This is a genomic window from Corynebacterium sp. HMSC055D05 (assembly GCF_001810365.1).
In the GTDB taxonomy this organism is placed as follows: domain Bacteria; phylum Actinomycetota; class Actinomycetes; order Mycobacteriales; family Mycobacteriaceae; genus Corynebacterium; species Corynebacterium coyleae.
In genome coordinates this window covers 20270-38437 of sequence record NZ_KV801082.1, presented here as the reverse complement: position 1 = coordinate 38437, position 18168 = coordinate 20270, and the positions used below count along the sequence as shown (strand labels likewise).

Here is an 18168-nt window from a genome sequence, read left to right as displayed (position 1 = left end):
GTCGTCACGGAGCAGACAACTGCGAGTTACACCATGTGGAGGCGTGGCGGCATGGTGGGGAGACCAATATTGGGAATCTGGCGCCATTGTGCAGGTACCACAACCGGGTCAATGATGATGATCCGTGGCGTAAGAAACGCGGCCGGATCGTGATGGTGCGGGGTGCACCGGTATGGATCTCACCCCGCGGCTATCCGGTGAAAAACACCAACCGCGGGGCAATGGACCAACTCTTCGGCTAGGAGATCGTCGCGATCGTGGCGTTCGCCTTGACTCGCTCACCCTGCTGAGCCGCCAGCGAGATCTGGCCGTCGCGGGTTGCCTTGATCTGGGATTCCATCTTCATGGCCTCGATCGTGGCAATTGGGTCGCCTTTGGCAACGACGTCGCCGTCAGCTACGAGCCACTCCACGATGGTGGCTTCGTACATTGTGGTGACAGCTCCTGCGGCGTCGCCGGCGGGTGCAGCGGAGGCTTCAGTCGGCGTGCCAGCGCCACCGCCGGTGCCGAGGAGGGCGACGGGGAAGCCGATGGTGTGGAGTTTGCCGTCGATTTCAACGATCACGTTGCGGCGCTCGTCGTAAATGTGCTCGATGTCCACGTTGTTGTGTCGCTGCGACGGCGAGTAGTTGTGATCCACCCAGTCGGTGTAAACATCCAGGGTGTCACCGGTCAGCTCGGGGGCGACGACCATGTCGCGATGGAACGGGATGACGGTGCGTACGCCTTCGATGGTGAACTCGGACAGAGACTGCTCGGCGCGGCGCAGGGCGGTGGCGCGGTCCGGGCCCCAGATGATGAGTTTGCCCATCAGCGAGTCGTAGTAGGGCGGGATCTGGCCGCCGGTGATTACGCCGGTGTCGACGCGTACGCCGGGGCCGGTGGGGACGTCGAAACGCGTCACGGTGCCCGGCGACGGCGCGAAGCCGTTGGTGACGTCCTCCGCGTTGATGCGGAACTCGAAGGCGTGGCCGTTGATCTGCGGGTCAACCGAGTCGCCGTCGACGAAGGAGAGGGGAAGCCCGTCGGCGATGCGGAACTGCTCGGCGATGATGTCCACGCCCGTGACGGCCTCGGTGACGGGGTGCTCGACCTGCACGCGCGTGTTGACCTCCAAAAACGACACGGTGCCGTCCTCGGAGACGATGTATTCGACGGTGCCGGCGGACTGGTAGTTGGCCTTGCGGATGATCTCGCGTGCGCCTTCTTCGATGGCGTTGCGTTGCTCGTCGGTCAGGAATGGCGCGGGGGCTTCTTCAATGAGTTTTTGGAAGCGGCGCTGGGTGGAGCAGTCGCGGGTGCCAAGTACGGCGACGTTGCCGTGGGCGTCGGCAAGCACTTGCGCTTCGACGTGGCGTGGGTGGGTGAGGAACTTTTCCACGTAGCATTCGCCGCGGCCGAACGCTTCGCGGGCTTCACGTCCGGCGGATGCGAAGCCTTCTTCGATGTCGGCTTCGTCGAAGACAACTTTCAGGCCGCGACCGCCGCCGCCGAATGCAGCCTTGATGGCGATTGGCATGCCGTGTTCTTCGGCGAAGTCGCGCGCTTGTTCCCAGGTTTCGAGCGGTTCGCCGGTGCCGGGTGCGAGTGGGGCGTTGGCTTCGACGGCAAGCGCGCGGGCGGAGAGTTTGTCGCCGAGCAGTTCGATGGCGTCGGGCGATGGGCCGATCCATGTGAGGCCGGCTTGTTCGACGGTGCGGGCGAAGTCGGCGTTTTCGGAGAGGAATCCGTATCCGGGGTGGAGGCAGTCGGCGCCGGCGCGGTGGGCGATTTCGATGAGCGCCGGGATGTTCATGTAGGTCTCGGCGGAGGTTTTGCCGGGTAGGAGGTAGGCCTCGTCGGCGACTTGGGTGTGGAGTGCCCCGGTGTCGGGTTCGGAGTAGACGGCGATGGAGCGGATGCCGAGGTCGCGTGCGGTGCGTGCGATGCGTACGGCGATTTCGCCGCGGTTGGCGATGAGTACTGCGTTCAGAGTCATTACAGGGTCCTAACTGGGGCGTAAGTGCGTTAGAGGGAAAAGCGTTCGAAGCGGAGTTTGGCGCCGGGTGGGAGTTGGGCGGCGATGTCGACGTCTTCGTTGATCACGGTGGCCATGACGGGGTATCCGCCGGTGACGGCGTGGTCGCGGAGGAACAAGACGGGTTGGCCGGAGGGTGGGATTTGGATGGAGCCTGCGACCATGCCTTCGCTGGGGAGTTCGCCTTCGCGTTCGCGTGTGAGGGGGACGTCGGATTCGAGTCGGAGGCCGACGCGGTTGGAGTCGGCGGTGACGGTGAATGTGGTGTTGAAGAAGCGTTCGACGGCGTCGTTGCTGAACCAGTCGTCGCGGGGGCCGAGGACGCAGCGTACGGTCCCGACGACGTCTGCGCCGTCGCGTTCGACGCGCAGGGGGTTGGTGAGTAGTGAGTTGGCGGATTGTGGTTTGGCTAGGGACATGGCGATTTGGTCGCCGCTTTGGAGTGGTTTGGGTCCGAGGCCGGAGAGCATGTCGGTTGCGGCGGAGTCGAGTTCGGTGTCGGCGATGAGCCCGCCGCGTACGGCGATGTAGGTGCGGAACCCGAGGCGCGCTTGCTTGACGACGACCTCCGCACCCGCCGGGACAATCGTCGGCGTTGCCAGCAGTACGGGCCTTCCGCCGACGGTGACGTCCGTGTCGGCACCGGTGACGCAGATGACGGTTTCGGTCAGTGCGGTCATGGTGAGCCCGCCGATATTTTCGAGCAGGGTGGCGTTGCGTTTGTTGCCTACGGCTGCGTTGGCGGTGCGGGCGGAGGCGCGGTCGGCGGAGCCGGAGGTGGTCACGCCGAGGTTGCCGTTGCCTTGGCGGCCGAGGTCTTGGTAGAGGGTTTGCAGCCCGGCGTCGTCGAGTGTGAAGACGGGGCGGCGTGGTGGGGCGTCGAGGTGGTGGCGGGCGAGGGTGGTGTCGTCGTTAAGTGTGTCGACTGCTCTGTAGTGCACACGGTCGCCGGGGGCGACGAGGGCGGGCGGGGTGGCGGTTGAGTCCCACATTGGAGTGTTGGTGGTGCCGATGAGCTGCCAGCCGCCGGGGGAGGTCCGTGGGTAGACGGCGGAGAATTCGCCTGCTAGTGCCACGGCGCCGGCGGGCACGGCGGTGCGTGGGGTGTCGCGGCGCGGGATGCTCAGGGCGCGGGTGGCGTCTTCGGGGACGCAGTAGGTGAAGCCTGGGGCGAATCCGCCGAAGGCTGCGACCCAGGTGGTGGAGGTGTGCCAGTCGATGAGTTCGTGGGTAGCCATGCCGAGCGATTCGGCCAGCGGGGCGAGGTCTTCGCCGTTGTAGAGCACGTCGATGGCGATGTCGCGCGGTTCGGTGTGTTCGGCGGCTGCGGGACTGTAGGTCTGCAGCGTGTCGATTGCCTTGGTGGTCGCGGTGGGCGAGTCGAAGGTAAGCAGTACGGTGCGTGCGGCTGCAACGACGTCGGTTTGGTGGTCGAGCGGGCTTGCCGTGAGTGCGGCGTAGTAGTTCATCACCGTGGCCAGGTCGGGCAGATCGACGATGAGGCCGCGGGTGCCGACCCGTTTGATGCTGAGGGTCATAGGACGCTCGCGATCGTGATGTTTTCGTCGCGAAGCTTGGCGACGACACTGCGTGTCAGCTCGACCGAGCCTGGGGAGTCGCCGTGTACGCAGACGGATTCGGCCTGCACTTTGACTTCGGTGCCGTCGATGGCTGTGACGGAGCCGGTGGAGGCGACCTGGAGAACGCGTTCTGCGACGGCGGCTGGGTCGTGCAGGACGGCGTTGGGTTCGCGGCGCGATACCAGCGTGCCGTCGGGGTTGTAGCCGCGGTCGGCGAACGCTTCGCGGATGACGCGCATGCCGGCTTTTTCTGCGATGTCGACTGCAACACCGCCTGGCAGCAGCATGACGGCCAGGTCGGGGCTGAAAGCTTTGATGCCGTCGATGACGGCTTTGGCGTGGGCCTTGTGGTGGACGATGGTGTTGTACAGCGCGCCGTGTGGTTTGACGTAGCGCACGCGCATGCCGTGGACGCGGGCAAGCGCGTCGAGGGCGCCGATTTGGTAGAGGGTTTCGTCGGCGAGTTCGGCCGGGGTGTAGTCCATGAATCGGCGGCCGAAACCGACGGGGTCGTTGTAGGCCACGTGTGCGCCGAGTGTGACGTTATGTGCTGCGGCGTCTTTGAGCGTTCCGGCTATGGAGTGGGGGTCTCCAGCGTGGAAGCCGGTCGCAACGTTTGCGCTGGAGACCATCTGCAGCATCGCCGCATCGTCTGCGACCGGGTTGCCCGCAGTCGTTTCACCGAGGTCGGCGTTGAGGTCTATATGCATGACCCCAGTTATACCGCTGTTCGAGTGTGACCCCGAACATAAGGGGGGTGCGGGGCTAGATGAGCTGCCCGCTGTTGATTTTCTCGATCATCTCGATGATTTCAGTGCTCAGCTCAATCAGTTGGTGCTGGAGGTAGTCGGATGCGCCCTGGCGATCGTCGGCACGCAGCAGCTCCACGATGTGCTCATTAATGCCGATGAAACGGCGGTTGAAGGAGGGGTCCTTCTCCAGAATTGGGAGGGTGGCTAGGCGGAGGAAGGCGTCGAGCTGGTCCATGGTGTCGCCGAGGGTCTTTGAACCCATCGAGGACAGTACGACGTGGTGGAATGCCTGGTTCACAGCGATGAACAGGTCGTCGTCCTGTTCCTCAATTGCGGTGCGGCCTTCGGCGTTGAGCTCCTCGAGGCGGTCGACGTCCAGGTCGGTACCCCATAGCAGTGCAGCAGGTTCGATTGCTGCACGTGCGCGGAAGGTGTCGGTGATGAATTCCGCTGTTGGGGTCGCGAGGAACACACCGCGGTTGGGGATGCGCTCGACCAGGCCTTCAGCGGTCAACATTGCGAAGGCTTCGCGCAGCGTATTGCGAGATACCCCGAAGCGGTCAGCGAGGGCCACCTCGTTGAGCTTCTGTCCGGGGATAAACTCACCGCGCGAAATCGCTCTGCGAACTTCGGCGGAAACGTTATGTGCAAGCATGGCATCCGTTTAGGTCAGCGTTACCGGGACTTTTTGAGTGACCCGGTACGGTATTGAAAAGGTTTCGGGAGAAGTATAGCCCATAGATTGTTCAACAATGTCTTCCCTCGCGAGATAATTGTTGTGTCGTTTTTGTCTGTGAGTACGGTTATACCTATGAGCCAAGCTAAAAAGCCGCCGAAGTTGTCCCGTGATGCCTATGAGCAGGAGTTGCTGCGCCTCCAGGCTGAGTTGGTTGCGATGCAGCAGTGGGTCGTCGAAAACGGCGAGCGTGTTGTGATCATTATGGAGGGGCGTGACGCTGCGGGCAAGGGCTCCGCAATTAAGCGCATCACCCAGTACCTCAACCCGCGTCAGTGCCGTGTGGAGGCGCTGCCGAAGCCGACGGACCGCGAGGCGGGTCAGTGGTACTTCCAGCGCTATGTGGAGAAGCTGCCGACGGCAGGCGAGATCGTCATCTTTGACCGTTCCTGGTACAACCGTGCCGGCGTCGAGCGCGTGATGGGCTTTGCCACCTCTGAGGAGTACCGCCGCTTCCTGCACCAGGTGCCGATCTTTGAGCGCCTGCTGGTTGAGGACGGCATCATGCTGCGCAAGTACTGGTTCTCCGTTTCGGATGAGGAGCAGTACAAGCGTTTCCAGTCCCGTCGTGAGGATCCGTTGCGTCAGTGGAAGCTTTCGCCGATGGATCTGGAGTCCATTACGAAGTGGGAGGAGTACTCCCGCGCGAAGGACGAGATGTTTGTCCACACCGATATTCCGGCGGCGCCGTGGTACACGGTGGAGAGCGAGGACAAGAAGCGGTCTCGCATCAATGTCATTTCGCACTTGCTGTCGACGATTCCGTATGAGCATATTGAGCCTGACCTCCCAGAGATTCCCGAGCGTCCGGCGATCACGGACTATGAGCGTCCGCCTCGCGACGAGTTCCGCTACGTGCCCGATGTCGCCGCCAAGTTGGAGAAGCGCAAAGTGGGCAAGGGCAGCAAGAAGAAAAAGAGAAAGTAGTTACCGGGGCAGCCACTGCGCAAGGAGCGCCCGGACCGGGGTAAGGGTTGATGCGTAGGCGAGACCGCCAAGTACGGCGAGCACGCCCACGGCGATGCCCGCGATCGCCCCAGGGCTGAGAGCAGTCGCCCCGAATGTCACGTTGAGATCCACTTCAGAGTCTTTTAGCAACGTGCCCTTCGGGTAGTGCCTGAGGGACTTCTCCATGCCGGTATCCGACACCGTTGTCCGGTTGTGCTCTGTCACTTGTTTCGGCGGGGTGATCTCGCTGCCGAGTGTGAAGGTGACCAGCGGCTCGTCGTCCCCCTTGGCACCGACTGGCTTGTACGTCTTGTTCGCGACCCCGGCGAGGAGGTAATCGCCGTACAAAGTGGCGTTTTTTCCCTCCACCTTCAGCTTGAGGTCCGAGTATTTTACATCTACGGCCCAGCCGTCGTAGCCACCCGCATTCTTGTATCCCTGTACCTGCGCTGAGCCGTCGAGCGCGAATGTCCACGTCTTTCCGGTCCGCGTCGCGGAGGTGACCGGGAAGGAGAATTCAAGCGCTTCCTGGTTCCACGTCGCGCCCCCGCCTGTGAGCACGCGACCTTGACCTTTAATGACGGCCTGATTCAGAAAACCGGTGGAAATGGGCCACACAAATTCGCCGCCAACCTCGGCGAGCTCAGCAGAGGAGCTTTCGGCGGCGGCAGGAATTGCCAGCGCAGTGGCGAATATAAGCGCGGAGAACCCCGCCGCAGCGGCGTTTCGGGAGATGAGCATTGAGGCGAATCCTTTTCGAATCAAATGAGGGCCCCGCCGGACGACGGGGCTCTTGAGGCAGTGTTTAACGCACCAGTTGGGGCAGTTGTGGAGGCTTGATGCCGAGGATTGACGCGGCCCCCTGTATGAGGGCGCTGAGCGCGAACCCTAAACCGGTGAAAGCCATCGCCAGTGCGATTGCCCGCGTGGCTTGCGTAGCCGGCGAGCCGTCGTCTGTCGAGGAAATCTCCGTGAAAGTGTCTTCCTCCGCAGTTTGGCCTTCGGCGACGGCGGGGGAGCAAAGCAATAGCGCCACCGCCACCGCGGTGGACAATCGCGCCTTGTACATGGACGCTACTTGCCCATGAACTGGTTAATCAGCTTCTGGACCGAAGGCTGAGTCGCCGCAAAGCCCAGGCCGCCCAGCACTGCGATAACCGCCATGACAATGCCGACGATTGCGCCGGTGCTCGAGCCGTCCTCATCGGTCGGCTTCGGGTCAGTCGGCTTCGGGTCGGTCGGCTTCGGGTCAGTCGGCTTCGGGTCAGTCGGCTTCGGGTCGGTCGGCTTCGGGTCGGTCGGCTTCGGCTCCTTCTTCGGGGCCTTGAATGCGAGGTTGACGGCGACTTTCGAGTCATCCAATGGCTTGCCGACTTCGTAGCTCGAGCCGAAGATGTCGACGCCGAACTCGGTCAGCTTGGTCGGGGTGAACGTCGCAGACAACTTGTTGTCCTTGCCGGGCTTCAGCGCATCTGTGACCTCGAACTCTGCGATCGGCTTGTCGTCTCCGGTGGCGGTGGTGGGCTCAGAGCCCGGCATTGCGCCCTTGCGCACGTAATCCGCCTGCAGGACGCCCTTCGTGCCGTTAACCACAATCTTGAAGTCGGACATCTTGATGTCCATAGCGCCGTGGTGGCCCTCGATCGAAATGGCGCCGTCGAGGTCAATGGTGCCGTTGCCGTTGGCATCGAGGGCGGAGTCGGCGGCATTGACCGGAAGTGCGAAGTCAGCAAGCTTGCCGTCGCGAAGCACCTTCTCCGCGCCTTCCGTGGTTGTGATGGTGCTGGCGACGAACGGGGATTGCACGTAGCGCAGGAACGATTCCTTGATGTTCCAGTGCGCATTTCCCGACTCGATGGTTGGCGCATCCGCGAAGGCAGCGGGGGTGGCGAATGCAGTCGAGATCATGGCCGTGGCGGTGATGGCCGCGAGGGTGGTGGTGCGGGACATTGATGAAGCCTTTCGGTGAGTTGGTGTGGTGGATGTAACATCGCACCGATGGGATAGGGTAGGCTAACCTTAGCAAGGTATCCCTAACTTTTTCAAGGGGTGGGGGGAGCTGGGGCTGGACACCAGAGTCCGGAGACGGGTTCACCCGCCTCGTCGGGGGCCACTAGGATCCGCCCACTGCTTCGCAACACGGTGATGGGCCAGTCGTAGACGGAGCTGAGAATCGCGTCGTTGTACACTTCGTCAACGGTGCCTGCCGCTGTAATCTCGCCCGCCTTAAGGCACACGACGCGGTCGCAATATCGCGCCGCGAGCTGTAGGTCGTGCAACACGACGATGACTGTCACACCGCGACGCGCAAGCGCGCGAACGGCTCCCATCGTTTGTTCTTGGAAGTGAACGTCCATGGCTGCCGTTGGTTCGTCGAGAAGCACGACCTGCGTTTGCTGCGTGAGCACCCGCGCGAAGGCTGCGCGGGCTCGCTCTCCGCCGGACAGCGTCACAATCTCGCGGTCCTGTAGGTGGGTGATCCCCGTCGCGTCGAGCGCCGCATCCACGATCGCCGCATCGTCCGGCCCACGGCCCCAGGGGTGGCGGCCCATTTCGACGACATCGCGCACGAGGAAGGAAAACGCCACGCTGACGTCTTGGAGCATGACAGCGCGCGTGCGCGCGAGTTCGGAGGCTGTGCTTTCCGACGCATCCTTGCCCGCCACTTCGACCACTCCGTGCGCGAGCTGAATGTCACCCGCCAAGGCCGACAGCAGGGTCGACTTTCCGGCTCCGTTGGGTCCGATAAGCCCGGTGACCTGGCCGGCGGTTGCGTGCAGGTCGACTTGGTTAAGAATAGTGCGGTTTTGCTTCTGCACAGTGACGCCACGTGCGGTAACACTCATATCTGGTGGTTCTTTCGTATCATTTGCCGCAACAGCAAGAAGAATGTTGGCCCACCGATCAGCGCGGTAAATATGCCAATCGGTAGGTCTGCAAAGGGGATGATTGTGCGGGCGAGAATGTCGCCGGCACCGATCAAAAGTGCCCCACCGAGAGCTGAAGCGGGGAGCAGCACCTTATTGGAAGGGCCTACCGCAGTGCGCACGATGTGCGGCACCACAAGACCCACAAACCCGATCAGTCCCGCAAACGAGACAGCGGCAGCGGTGAGCAGCGTCGACAGCACGATCGCCGCCATTCGCAGGCGTGTGACATTGAGCCCGACGTGGTAGGCGGCCTGGTCGCCGAGTGCGAGAAGGTCGAACTTGCTGCCTAACAGCATCGCCAGCGTCAGTGACACGATGACCACGCCTGTCACTGCGCCCGTTTGCGCCCAGTTCGCGCCCGAGAGAGTGCCCATCTGCCAAAAGATGATTTGCTCTCGCGCGGTCGTGGGGGCCATAAAAGTGAGCACTGAAATAATGGCACCGCAGATAGCGTTGGCCGCGATACCCACCAAGATCAGGTTGAGCACGCGAACCTTGCCGCCGACTCGTGAGAGGAAGTACACCACCGCGGTTGCAAGGGTCCCAGATATAAAGGCAAGGACGGGCACCGTCATCGTGCCGAAAGTGGTGAGCCCGAAGACGAGCGCGACGGCGGCCCCGACGCCCGCGCCGGTGCTCACGCCGATCACGCTCGGCTCCGCGAGCGGGTTGGCGAAGACTGCCTGCATGAGCGCCCCGCTGACGCCCAGCGCGGCACCGACGAACAGACCGAGCACCAGGCGGGGGAGTCGGATCTGCCAGATCACGGACGCTTCCAGAGAGGTTGCAGACAGCGGGCCGGCCTGGAGAATCGGCCACAGCTCACGGACCGAAAGCTCGAACTGTCCAACCATGATCGAGCCGATGGCTGTCGCCACCAGCAGCACACTGACGGTCGTGAACAGCGCCACACGGCCGCGGCGGCGGGCGTGAAACACCTCGGCGGAAGATGTCACTGCCCCTCCCCGTACAGGGCGTGGGCTGCGCGCAGCAGAAGTTCCCCGGTTTGGGGGCCGAACGCAAGCGAGTCGCCGTCGGGAAGTGAAAGCACGCGCTTGTGCTGGCCGGCGGTCGTCTGTGCGACACCGGGTCGTTGAAGCAGGCCCTCGATATCGCCGGTGGATTGCAGCCCGCCGTTCATCATGACGAACACCTCCGGATTGACCTGGGCGAGCGCTTCGGGGCTGGCGGGGGAAGCGTTGCCGATGCCGTTTTCAGTGTTCACGTCGACGCCGCCGAGCGCCTCGATGAGGTCCTTGGTGCCGTCTTCGCCGCCGAGCAGGTAGAACACGCCGCCGGTCCCGCGCGCGTACAGGAATGACATGCGCAGCGGCTGTTTCGGGACGACCTGTTTGATCGCTTCGAGAGCTTGCTGCACCTCTTTTTCACTTCGTTCCGCGAGGAGTTTGCCCGCTTCTGGCTCCCCGACGACGGAGGCCACGTTCATGATGTCCTCTCCCATTGATGCCATGGTCCGTTTCGGCTCCATGACGACGGTGGTCACGCCCGCCGCGCGGATTTGGTCGATGGCCTCGCTCGGACCGACGGAGTGATCCACGATGACCAACGTCGGGCGCAAGTTCAGTATTGCCTCCACGTTTAGTGAGTGACCGTTTTCGGTGACCACGGGAAGGTCAGAAAGCGAGGGTTCCGCGGAGCTGACCGTGCGACCGACAATGTTGTCCGCCAACCCGATACCGCGGAGCGTCTTTGTGTAGGTGCCGTAGAGGTCGAGCGCGAGGATGCGGGAGGTGTCGGTAACCGTGACGTCGTGGCCGTCGGCGTCAGTGAGTTCGACGGGCAGCGCAGTTTCGCGCTCCGCTTCGACGGGTTCTACCTCGGAAATCTCCGATACCATCGCGACGCCCTCAGCCTGGTGCGGGTCGGCTCCGGTTGCGAGCGACTGCGAAAGCGCCTTTTGTTCGGTTTGCACGGGGTTGTCCCAGCTGGCGCAACCTCCAAGCGACAGACCCACGGCCGCCGCGACCGCGCAGACGAGGGGTGTTTTCCAAAGCTTCATTGAGAGTTTCCTTTTCTATCCGGCTTTATCCGGTCGCAATAAACCTGGTCAGCGCGCCACCGGCGCCGAGCAGCGAGGCCACCAGAAGCAGGAGTTTGGCCACCGTTGAGTCGTCCCAGCCTCCGCTGCCGGCGCCGTCGCCTGCCGCGGAGTTTTTGATCTGGAACTTTCCGCCTTCGGGCTGTTTGGCGGATTCCACGGCATCTGTACCTTCTACCTCGTCGAACACGCTGCCTTTTGCGTTTTCGGGGGTCGTCCCTGAGTTCAGCTTCGCTTGGGCTCCTGCCGTGCCGCCGCGCTTCAGCGCCGCAGCGTCACCTGCGGTTCCGCCTTTGCCTGTCGACGACTCCGAGGAGGCCCCACCCTGCCCCTCGCGGCAGTTCGCCGTGTTGCCGAGGCGAGCGCTGAAACTCACTGGGTCGAGTGGGGCCCCAGCGGGGTAGAACTGGCCGAACGCCTCCGCGCCGACTTGGGTGAGCGTCGCCTGCGCGGAGCCGGACACCGCGGAATCGGAAACGCTCAGCTCGCTGAAGGATAAGTTGGCGATCGCGACGCGGCCGAAATCATTCGCCTTGCCATCAGTGCTATTCGACGAAACATTGATGACGATTTGGCCCGAATCGCCACTGAACTGGATCTCCATATTGGAAAAGCGGGTGTCTAACACCCCTTCGTGGCCGGTGAAATGGATGGTGCCGGGGTAGAGGATGGAACCGGAGCGTGCGGCAGTGTCCACCGCGCCGGAATTGCCGGAGAACGTGAACGCGTTGCCGTCGTCGCCGACGCCTTTGAGTTCCCAGCGTCCTTTCGCGATGTTGCCGCGGATGTACGTGCGGAAAGATTGGCGAATGCCCCACTGGGCCTCGGAACTGACAATCCCACGAGACGCGCTCGAGTCACAGATCCCGCTGTCGCTGGCGCCACCCGCAGGTGCCGCACCAGTGGGTTTTGCTGCATTACCGGTGTTCGTGCCGCCACCCACCTTCGGCGCGCCGGCTGGTGTCGCGGGGACGGAGCCAGGGTTGACGTTCGCTGGACTGTTCGTTGCGTTGGAGGTTCCTCCCGTTCGGGGGGCATTGGACGTGGGGGCGCCGCTGTTTGCCGCTGGTGCAGGGCTCGTGCCTTCCTGCGTCGGAAGTACCCGGCGATGCAGTGACTCACCGCTGCGCAGCAGTGTCTCAGTGTTGGCGAACATCGCGTTGAGTTCTTCCAGGGTGTCGTTGATCTCGCCGAGGAGGCGGGCCGGGCCGGAGGTGGCGCCCGATCTCTTTGCGCCGGAGGTGCCGCCGCCCTCTTTGGGCTGTGGGGCGGGGCCGGAGGCGTCGTTAAGCGATAGCTCAATTGTGACCGGGTCGAGTGGAGCGCCCACCTCGTAGAAGCCACCGAAGATCTCCGCACCGGTTGTGGTGAGGGAGGTGGGGCCTGCGATGGTCGTTGTTTGTGCGGAGAAATCCGGGGCGGCGTTGAGCGCGATGGTGGCGAGCAGCTCTTGGGTGCCTTCGCGCACCGGGCCGGTCGAGTTCATGCCCTCGTACTTCCGTGAAGCGTAATCCACCCGCAGTTCGGCTTGAGCGCCATTGACCACCACTGTGGGGTTGCGCAGCGTCATATCAAGCGCGCCGTTGTGCCCGGTGAAATGGACCTCACCCTGGAAGCTGATTTCGCCGGCCGAGGCTGAAGTCAGTGCCGAGGATTTGGCGTCGAACGTGAAACCGTCGCCTGAGCGCTGTGCGCCGCCACCGACCGAAATGCTGCCGTGGGCTATGGGACCTTCGATGTATTTTCTGAACGATTCGCGCACCCCCCATTGCATGGTTCCCGCTGAGACACTGCGGTGTGTGCTGGCAGACTCTTCGGCCGCCGCGAGAGGAAGAAGCGCAGGCGCGGCGCCGAACATGGTGGCGGTAAAGCCGATCAGACTCGCGCAAGCGACTGCGCCGAGGTGGGTGCGAACATTCATGGTTGCCTCGAGGTGCGAAATAGCAAAAAGTAGGTAGGCTAACCTTACCTAAGTAAGGTTAGGTTTGCATAATGTTGAAAGGGGTTGTCGTGATGGCGCAACAGACGGGACCTGCTACCAAACTCATTCGACCTGTCGGTGTGCGATTGCCGCGCACATATGAAGGCGGCGCTGTGCACTTCGTCACCTGGGAGCGCGCCCTGATCGCCTTGATCACAGGTGTGATCGCGTTTGGGGCGGGTACCGGAAGCATCTGGGTGGCGTTCCCTGCGAGCGTGGCGTTGGTGGCTGCGGTTCTCGGGCTTTCGTCACTGCCCTCGCATAAGGGCCGCGATGCCGGTGCTCGACTGGGCAAACGCGCGGGGATCGTTCTCGCGGTGGCTTGGGGGTTGATTGTTTGCTTGGCAGTGCTAGTGCTGTTTCTGGTGCCTGCGCAGTTCACGCTCACCGGCGGAGTGCTCACTGCGTTCGTGGCGGCTGGGGCGATCTGGGGTGCGATCGCTTACGTTGACAGGCGTTAGTGAGCCTCGGCCTAGCCGGCGTGGGTCGAAAGGTCCTGGAACACTGCCTGGTTCAGGGCGAAAACGTGCTGGGCGGTGGAGATGATTCGTGCGCGCTCTTCGTCGTTAAGCTGCATCGCGTCGAGCGCCTCCTTGTAGTGCGCGCGGTAGTGTGGGATCTTGCCTACCGCAGAGAAGTTGTAGAAGTGCAATGCCTCGTCGGGCAGCGCGTACGCATTCTGGAACACGCGTGCGAGCACCTGTCCGCCGGCAATGTCGCCGAGGTAGCGCACGTAGTGGTGGGCGATGACTTCCGGGCCGGAGTCCGGGGTGAGCGCCTCGAGTTCGGCAACGTAGCGCCTCGTGGCATCGAGTGGGGCGGTGGTTTCCTTCCAGCCGGCACCGAGCATGGCGGTGAGATCGGCTTCGAGGGCGGGCACGCGCTCGAGGCGCTCGTCGGCGATCTGCGCCACCGCGGGGTGGGAAGCGGCGCGGCGCACCGCATCTTCGAGTGCCGAATAGATGTGGAAGTACTGCACTGTCAGCTCTGCTACGGCTGCCCGGTCCAGCTCGCCTTTTCCAAGGCTCGACATGAAGGGGGAATTCTCGGCGCTGGAGTGCGCAGTGGCAGTCTGGTCTTTGAGTGCGGCCGACAGTCGCTGGTCAGTGGGGGCGGCCATGGTCATCTGCTTCTCCAATCTAGGAATGAAGGGTAGGTTACCCTTAGTTGTAGATTGAGAATATAGGTAAGCCTAACCTTCAATCAATCACCCAAAAGGTTGATCCGCTTCGGGCGCCCGCGTGGTGTGGATACGGTCTTGTCGCCGGGGATCCAGAACCGCCACGGGGCGTCTTTGTTTTTGGAGATCCCGATGCGGGGTCCTGCGACCCATTCGGGTTCGGTGTTGCGCGGGGTGAGGTGAATGGGGGTGCCGTTGTCGCCTAACCCCAGTGCGAGTGCTTGGCCGAGGTTGCCGGGCCCGCGGGCGAGGTTTTCAAACGGGATCAACGCGCGGTCGGGGCGTTGTCGTCGCTCGCGGGCGAGTGCTTCGCCGGCGACGACTTCGCCGCCACGCATGAGGCAGCCTTGGCCGATGCCTTCGGGCGCGCAGACGATGTTGCCGTTGTGGTGGATGCCGTAGGAGAGGTAGACGTACAGCCTGCCGGGTGGGCCGAACATGGCGGCGTTGCGGGCGGTTTTGCCCCTGTGTGTGTGGGCGGCGGGGTCTTCAGCGCCGAGGTATGCCTCGACTTCGGTCAGGCGCACGGTCACCCCGCTGTGGGTGATGAGGCACCCTAGCAACTGCGGTGCGACGACGTCGGCGGGTTGGGTGAAGTCGATCATTGCAGCCATTGCGCAAGCTTATCGACGACCGCCTCGTCCCCGTTTGACCCAATCACCTCATCCGCGATCGCTTTGAGGTCGGGGTGCGCGTTGTCCATCGCTACCGCGTGGCCGGCGGCGCGGAGCATGCCGAGGTCGTTGAGGAAGTCGCCGAATGCCGCCGTCTGTGCAAGGGGGATGTCCAGCGTGCCGGCGAGCGCTTCGAACGCGTGGCCCTTGTCGGCATCGGGGTGCATGATGTCCAGCCAGTGCTTGCCGCTGACCACTGCGCGCAGGTCGGGGGCGTGTTCGCGGACCCAGGGCAGGGCGTCGCGTTCGGCGTCGGTTTCAACGTAGAGGGCGATCTTAACCACGGGGCTGGGGTGGTCGCCGAGCGCCGACAGCGTTGTGCGGGAGGCGTAGTACTTGTCCACCTCCGCGTCGATTGCTGGCGGCAGCGGGAGGGTGGCGGCTACTTCCGGGGCGCAGATGACGGTGTGGGCGGGAAATGGTGCGTCGGGTAGCGCTGCGATCAAGTTGCGCGCGGCGTCCGCGGACAGGGCGGTGGTGGAGACGACCTCGCCGCCGTGCCACACCACCGCGCCGTTTTCAGCGATGAACGTCTCGCATGCGGGGAACATGCGTTGCAGTGTTGCCAGTTGGCGGCCGGAGGCGGGGGTGATGGTGACGGACTGGGCGGTGGCGTCGTCGTAAAGCTGCCAAAAGCGCTCAGGTACCTGGCCTTCCGGGGTGAGGAGGGTGCCGTCCATGTCGAGTGCGATCAGTCGTGGCGTCTGCATTGCCCACACCATACCGGTGTGATGTGGAACACTGGGCGGCATGACTGAGTTTGTGAAGACCGAAGTACGCGGCGCGACCGGGGTGATCACCCTCGACCGCCCCAAGGCCCTGAATTCTCTGAACCCGGAGATGGCACGCGCCATCGACGAGATCCTGAAGCAGTGGCGTGACGACGACACCGTCACCCAAGTTGTCATCCAGTCCTCTGGCAAGCACTTTTGCTCCGGCGGCGACGTCCGTGCCGCGCGCGACGGTGTCCTCGAGGGACGCCTGGATGAGGTCGATACGTTTTTCGCAGACGAGTACGCCATGAACTTGGACATTGCGAACTACCCCAAGCCGTACATCGCGCTGTGTAGCGGCGTGATCATGGGCGGTGGCATGGGTGTGTCGGCGCACGGCTCGCACATGGTGGTCACCGAGGACGCGTTCGCCTCCATGCCGGAGATGAACATCGGCTACATCACGGATGTGGGCATGTCGTGGCTGCTGCAGAACCTGCCAAAGCGACCCTCGCAAGCGCTCGGCGCGTTTTTGGCGCTGACGGGCTACCGCTTGAGCCCGGACGACATGCTGGCTACCGGCCTGGCCACGCATAAGGTTGCCTCGCTTGACGGGGTGCTCGACGGGATCGTGGAGCACGGGCCCGGCTACCTCGACGAGATCGGGTTGGAGCAAGGAGAATCGCAGCTCGAGGCACTGTACGAGGACATCGAGGCCACCTTCACCGGCTCCTGGGCCGAGATCCGCGAGCGCCTTGACGGCGAGTTCGGCGAGAAGGTGCAGGAATTGACCAAGCAGGCGTCCCCGTCGTCGCTCGTGGCGGCGGCGGAACTCATCGCAGCCAACGCATCGCAGGATCTGGCCGGCGCGCTGGACAATGAGCGCCGCCTGGGCGCGGTGATGGTGCGTGAGCCGGACTTTGCGGAAGGGGTGCGTGCGGTGCTCGTCGATAAGGATCAGGCCCCCAAGTTTGCCCCCGAGGCGGACCCCTCCAAGTATCGCGCTGTCCTGCGCTAAAGTAAATGGCGGTGTGGGGCTGAAATTGCCCCCGAATCCAACACGCTGAAGGAGCAACGTTGACCGAAACCACAAACCCCCGCGACGACTGGAACCACAAGCTCACCCTTGCCCAGGAGATGCTGCCGCTGATCAGCCGCCTGCACCGCGAACATAACGCGGTCACCTCGGTTTACGGCCGCCTGCTGGTGGGTGTGACCGACATCGAGATCATCAAGGCACACCGCTACGCGCGTCGTATCGACGAAAAGGAGCTCGCCCTCGACGAGACGCTCCCGATCCTGCGCGAGCTCGTGGAGATGGATCTCGGCACCGCTTCGATCGACCTCGGCCGCCTGGCCAAGGAGTTCAAGTACTCCGACGAGAAGGATCTGCGTACCTTCCTGGATGCGCAGCTCGCTGACGTCATCGGTACCTCCTCCGAGCTCGATGCACGCGACGTTGTGCTCTACGGCTTCGGCCGAATTGGCCGTCTGCTCGCCCGCATCCTGATCGCGCGTGAGGCAATGTACGGTGGCGTGCGCCTGCGTGCGGTGGTGGTGCGTAAGAAGGGTGACATCGACATCATCAAGCGTGCCTCCCTGCTGCGCCGCGACTCCGTCCACGGCCCGTTCAACGGCACGATCACCGTGGATGAGGAGAAGGAAATCATCTGGGCCAACGGCACCCCGATCCAGATGATCTACGCCAACGACCCGGCCGAGATCGACTACACGGCGTACGGCATCAATAACGCCATCGTCGTCGACAACACTGGCGTGTGGCGCGACCGCGAGGGCCTGTCCCAGCACCTGCAGGCCAAGGGTGTGGACCGCGTGCTGCTTACCGCGCCGGGCAAGGGCGACATCCCGAACATTGTCTACGGCATCAACCAGGACATGATCGGCGACGAGCGCATCCTGTCCGCAGCGTCCTGCACCACCAACGGCATCACCCCGGTGCTGAAGGTGATCAACGACCGCTACGGCGTCAAGCACGGTCACGTTGAGACGGTTCACGCGTACACCAACGACCAGAACCTGGCCGACAACTTCCACAAGGGCAACCGTCGCGGCCGCGCAGCGGGCCTGAACATGGTGCTCACCGAGACCGGCGCGGCGAAGGCCGTGTCTAAGGCACTGCCGGAGTTTGAGGGCAAGCTCACCGGCAACGCCATCCGCGTGCCAACCCCGGACGTGTCCATGGCTGTGCTGAACTTGGACTTGGAGAAGGACGTTGAAAAGGACGAGGTGAACACCTTCCTGCGTCGCGTGTCCACCCACTCCAACCTGCGCCAGCAGCTCGACTACATCTACTCGCCTGAGGTTGTGTCGACGGACCTGCTTGGTACCTCCCACGCATCCGTGGTTGATGGTCTGGCCACGATTGCTTCCGGCAACCACCTCGTGCTCTACGTTTGGTACGACAACGAGTACGGCTACTCTCACCAGGTGGTTCGCGTTGTTGAGGACATTGCGGGTGTGCGCCCGACCGTGTACCCGGCACGCAAGGAGCCGTCTGAGATTCAGTAGCGCGTTTGCTTAGCGACGACTCCACCGCCCCGGCCGCATTCGGCCGGGGCGCTTCGTCGTGTAGTAAGG

Annotated in this window: 19 protein-coding genes; 5 read left to right on the top strand and 14 right to left on the bottom strand. The window is 63.3% G+C overall.

Annotated features, from left to right (window positions below):
- Positions 1-242 (top strand): HNH endonuclease signature motif containing protein (locus tag HMPREF2734_RS11650; protein WP_141750488.1); only part of this gene is annotated, 242 nt, incomplete at its 5' end.
- On the opposite strand, the gene HMPREF2734_RS10645 is transcribed toward HMPREF2734_RS11650, so the two are convergent.
- Genes HMPREF2734_RS10645 through HMPREF2734_RS10630 form a run of 4 tightly spaced genes read right to left on the bottom strand, consistent with a single transcriptional unit; the run spans position 239 to position 5004 of the window.
- Complete coding sequence (locus HMPREF2734_RS10645; RefSeq protein WP_070570913.1) at positions 239-1978, bottom strand: acetyl/propionyl/methylcrotonyl-CoA carboxylase subunit alpha; 1740 nt, start codon at positions 1976-1978, stop codon at positions 239-241. The two genes, HMPREF2734_RS11650 and HMPREF2734_RS10645, sit on opposite strands and share 4 nt — an antisense overlap.
- Positions 1979-2007: 29 nt before the next feature.
- Positions 2008-3555 carry a 5-oxoprolinase subunit B/C family protein gene (locus HMPREF2734_RS10640; protein WP_070570911.1) on the bottom strand — a complete coding sequence of 516 codons (1548 nt, stop codon included), beginning with the start codon at positions 3553-3555 and terminating at the stop codon, positions 2008-2010.
- A complete protein-coding gene (locus tag HMPREF2734_RS10635) occupies positions 3552-4307 on the bottom strand; it encodes a LamB/YcsF family protein (RefSeq protein ID WP_070421272.1) in 756 nt (251 codons plus the stop codon). The genes HMPREF2734_RS10640 and HMPREF2734_RS10635 overlap by 4 nt, the downstream gene beginning before the upstream one ends.
- Before the next feature lie 55 nt (positions 4308-4362).
- Positions 4363-5004 (bottom strand): GntR family transcriptional regulator, encoded by a 642-nt coding sequence (locus HMPREF2734_RS10630; protein ID WP_070421271.1) that lies wholly within the window; start codon positions 5002-5004, stop codon positions 4363-4365.
- A gap of 156 nt (positions 5005-5160) precedes the next feature.
- Between HMPREF2734_RS10630 and ppk2 the strand changes: the two genes are divergently transcribed.
- The gene (ppk2, locus tag HMPREF2734_RS10625; RefSeq protein WP_070421270.1) at positions 5161-6012 is read left to right on the top strand and encodes a polyphosphate kinase 2; all 852 of its coding nucleotides are present in this window, start codon (positions 5161-5163) and stop codon (positions 6010-6012) included.
- On the opposite strand, the gene HMPREF2734_RS10620 is transcribed toward ppk2, so the two are convergent.
- From HMPREF2734_RS10620 to HMPREF2734_RS10590, 7 genes are all read right to left on the bottom strand, one after another.
- The gene (locus tag HMPREF2734_RS10620) at positions 6013-6774 is read right to left on the bottom strand and encodes an HtaA domain-containing protein (RefSeq protein WP_070570909.1); all 762 of its coding nucleotides are present in this window, start codon (positions 6772-6774) and stop codon (positions 6013-6015) included.
- A gap of 64 nt (positions 6775-6838) precedes the next feature.
- Complete coding sequence (locus tag HMPREF2734_RS10615) at positions 6839-7102, bottom strand: hypothetical protein (protein WP_070421268.1); 264 nt, start codon at positions 7100-7102, stop codon at positions 6839-6841.
- A gap of 5 nt (positions 7103-7107) precedes the next feature.
- Complete coding sequence (locus HMPREF2734_RS10610; RefSeq protein ID WP_070570907.1) at positions 7108-7983, bottom strand: HtaA domain-containing protein; 876 nt, start codon at positions 7981-7983, stop codon at positions 7108-7110.
- A 92-nt stretch (positions 7984-8075) separates the two neighbouring features.
- Positions 8076-8879 (bottom strand): heme ABC transporter ATP-binding protein, encoded by an 804-nt coding sequence (locus tag HMPREF2734_RS10605; protein WP_070421266.1) that lies wholly within the window; start codon positions 8877-8879, stop codon positions 8076-8078.
- Positions 8876-9919 carry a FecCD family ABC transporter permease gene (locus HMPREF2734_RS10600; RefSeq protein WP_070421265.1) on the bottom strand — a complete coding sequence of 348 codons (1044 nt, stop codon included), beginning with the start codon at positions 9917-9919 and terminating at the stop codon, positions 8876-8878. Before HMPREF2734_RS10600 ends, HMPREF2734_RS10605 begins: the two co-directional genes overlap by 4 nt.
- On the bottom strand, positions 9916-10983 hold the full coding sequence (locus tag HMPREF2734_RS10595) for a heme/hemin ABC transporter substrate-binding protein (RefSeq protein WP_070482637.1): 1068 nt from the start codon (positions 10981-10983) through the stop codon (positions 9916-9918). The genes HMPREF2734_RS10600 and HMPREF2734_RS10595 overlap by 4 nt, the downstream gene beginning before the upstream one ends.
- Before the next feature lie 25 nt (positions 10984-11008).
- The gene (locus HMPREF2734_RS10590; RefSeq protein ID WP_070570905.1) at positions 11009-12943 is read right to left on the bottom strand and encodes an HtaA domain-containing protein; all 1935 of its coding nucleotides are present in this window, start codon (positions 12941-12943) and stop codon (positions 11009-11011) included.
- A 92-nt stretch (positions 12944-13035) separates the two neighbouring features.
- On the opposite strand from HMPREF2734_RS10590, the gene HMPREF2734_RS10585 reads away from it, so the two are divergent.
- Positions 13036-13464: a hypothetical protein gene (locus tag HMPREF2734_RS10585; RefSeq protein WP_070570903.1), complete on the top strand. Its 429-nt coding sequence runs from the start codon at positions 13036-13038 to the stop codon at positions 13462-13464.
- Positions 13465-13475: 11 nt separating this feature from the next.
- Here HMPREF2734_RS10585 and HMPREF2734_RS10580 read toward each other — a convergent pair whose 3' ends face one another.
- From HMPREF2734_RS10580 to HMPREF2734_RS10570, 3 genes are all read right to left on the bottom strand, one after another.
- Positions 13476-14123 (bottom strand): biliverdin-producing heme oxygenase, encoded by a 648-nt coding sequence (locus HMPREF2734_RS10580; RefSeq protein ID WP_070482664.1) that lies wholly within the window; start codon positions 14121-14123, stop codon positions 13476-13478.
- An 83-nt stretch (positions 14124-14206) separates the two neighbouring features.
- Complete coding sequence (locus HMPREF2734_RS10575) at positions 14207-14788, bottom strand: DNA-3-methyladenine glycosylase (RefSeq protein WP_070570979.1); 582 nt, start codon at positions 14786-14788, stop codon at positions 14207-14209.
- The gene (locus tag HMPREF2734_RS10570) at positions 14785-15567 is read right to left on the bottom strand and encodes an HAD family hydrolase (RefSeq protein ID WP_070570980.1); all 783 of its coding nucleotides are present in this window, start codon (positions 15565-15567) and stop codon (positions 14785-14787) included. The genes HMPREF2734_RS10575 and HMPREF2734_RS10570 overlap by 4 nt, the downstream gene beginning before the upstream one ends.
- A gap of 40 nt (positions 15568-15607) precedes the next feature.
- On the opposite strand from HMPREF2734_RS10570, the gene HMPREF2734_RS10565 reads away from it, so the two are divergent.
- Together HMPREF2734_RS10565 and HMPREF2734_RS10560 are read left to right on the top strand one after the other, a co-directional pair.
- Positions 15608-16588, top strand: a complete 981-nt coding sequence (locus HMPREF2734_RS10565; protein ID WP_070570902.1) for a 3-hydroxyisobutyryl-CoA hydrolase — start codon at positions 15608-15610, stop codon at positions 16586-16588.
- Positions 16589-16707: 119 nt separating this feature from the next.
- Complete coding sequence (locus HMPREF2734_RS10560) at positions 16708-18099, top strand: glyceraldehyde-3-phosphate dehydrogenase (protein WP_141750487.1); 1392 nt, start codon at positions 16708-16710, stop codon at positions 18097-18099.
- The last annotated feature ends 69 nt before the right edge of the window (positions 18100-18168 follow it).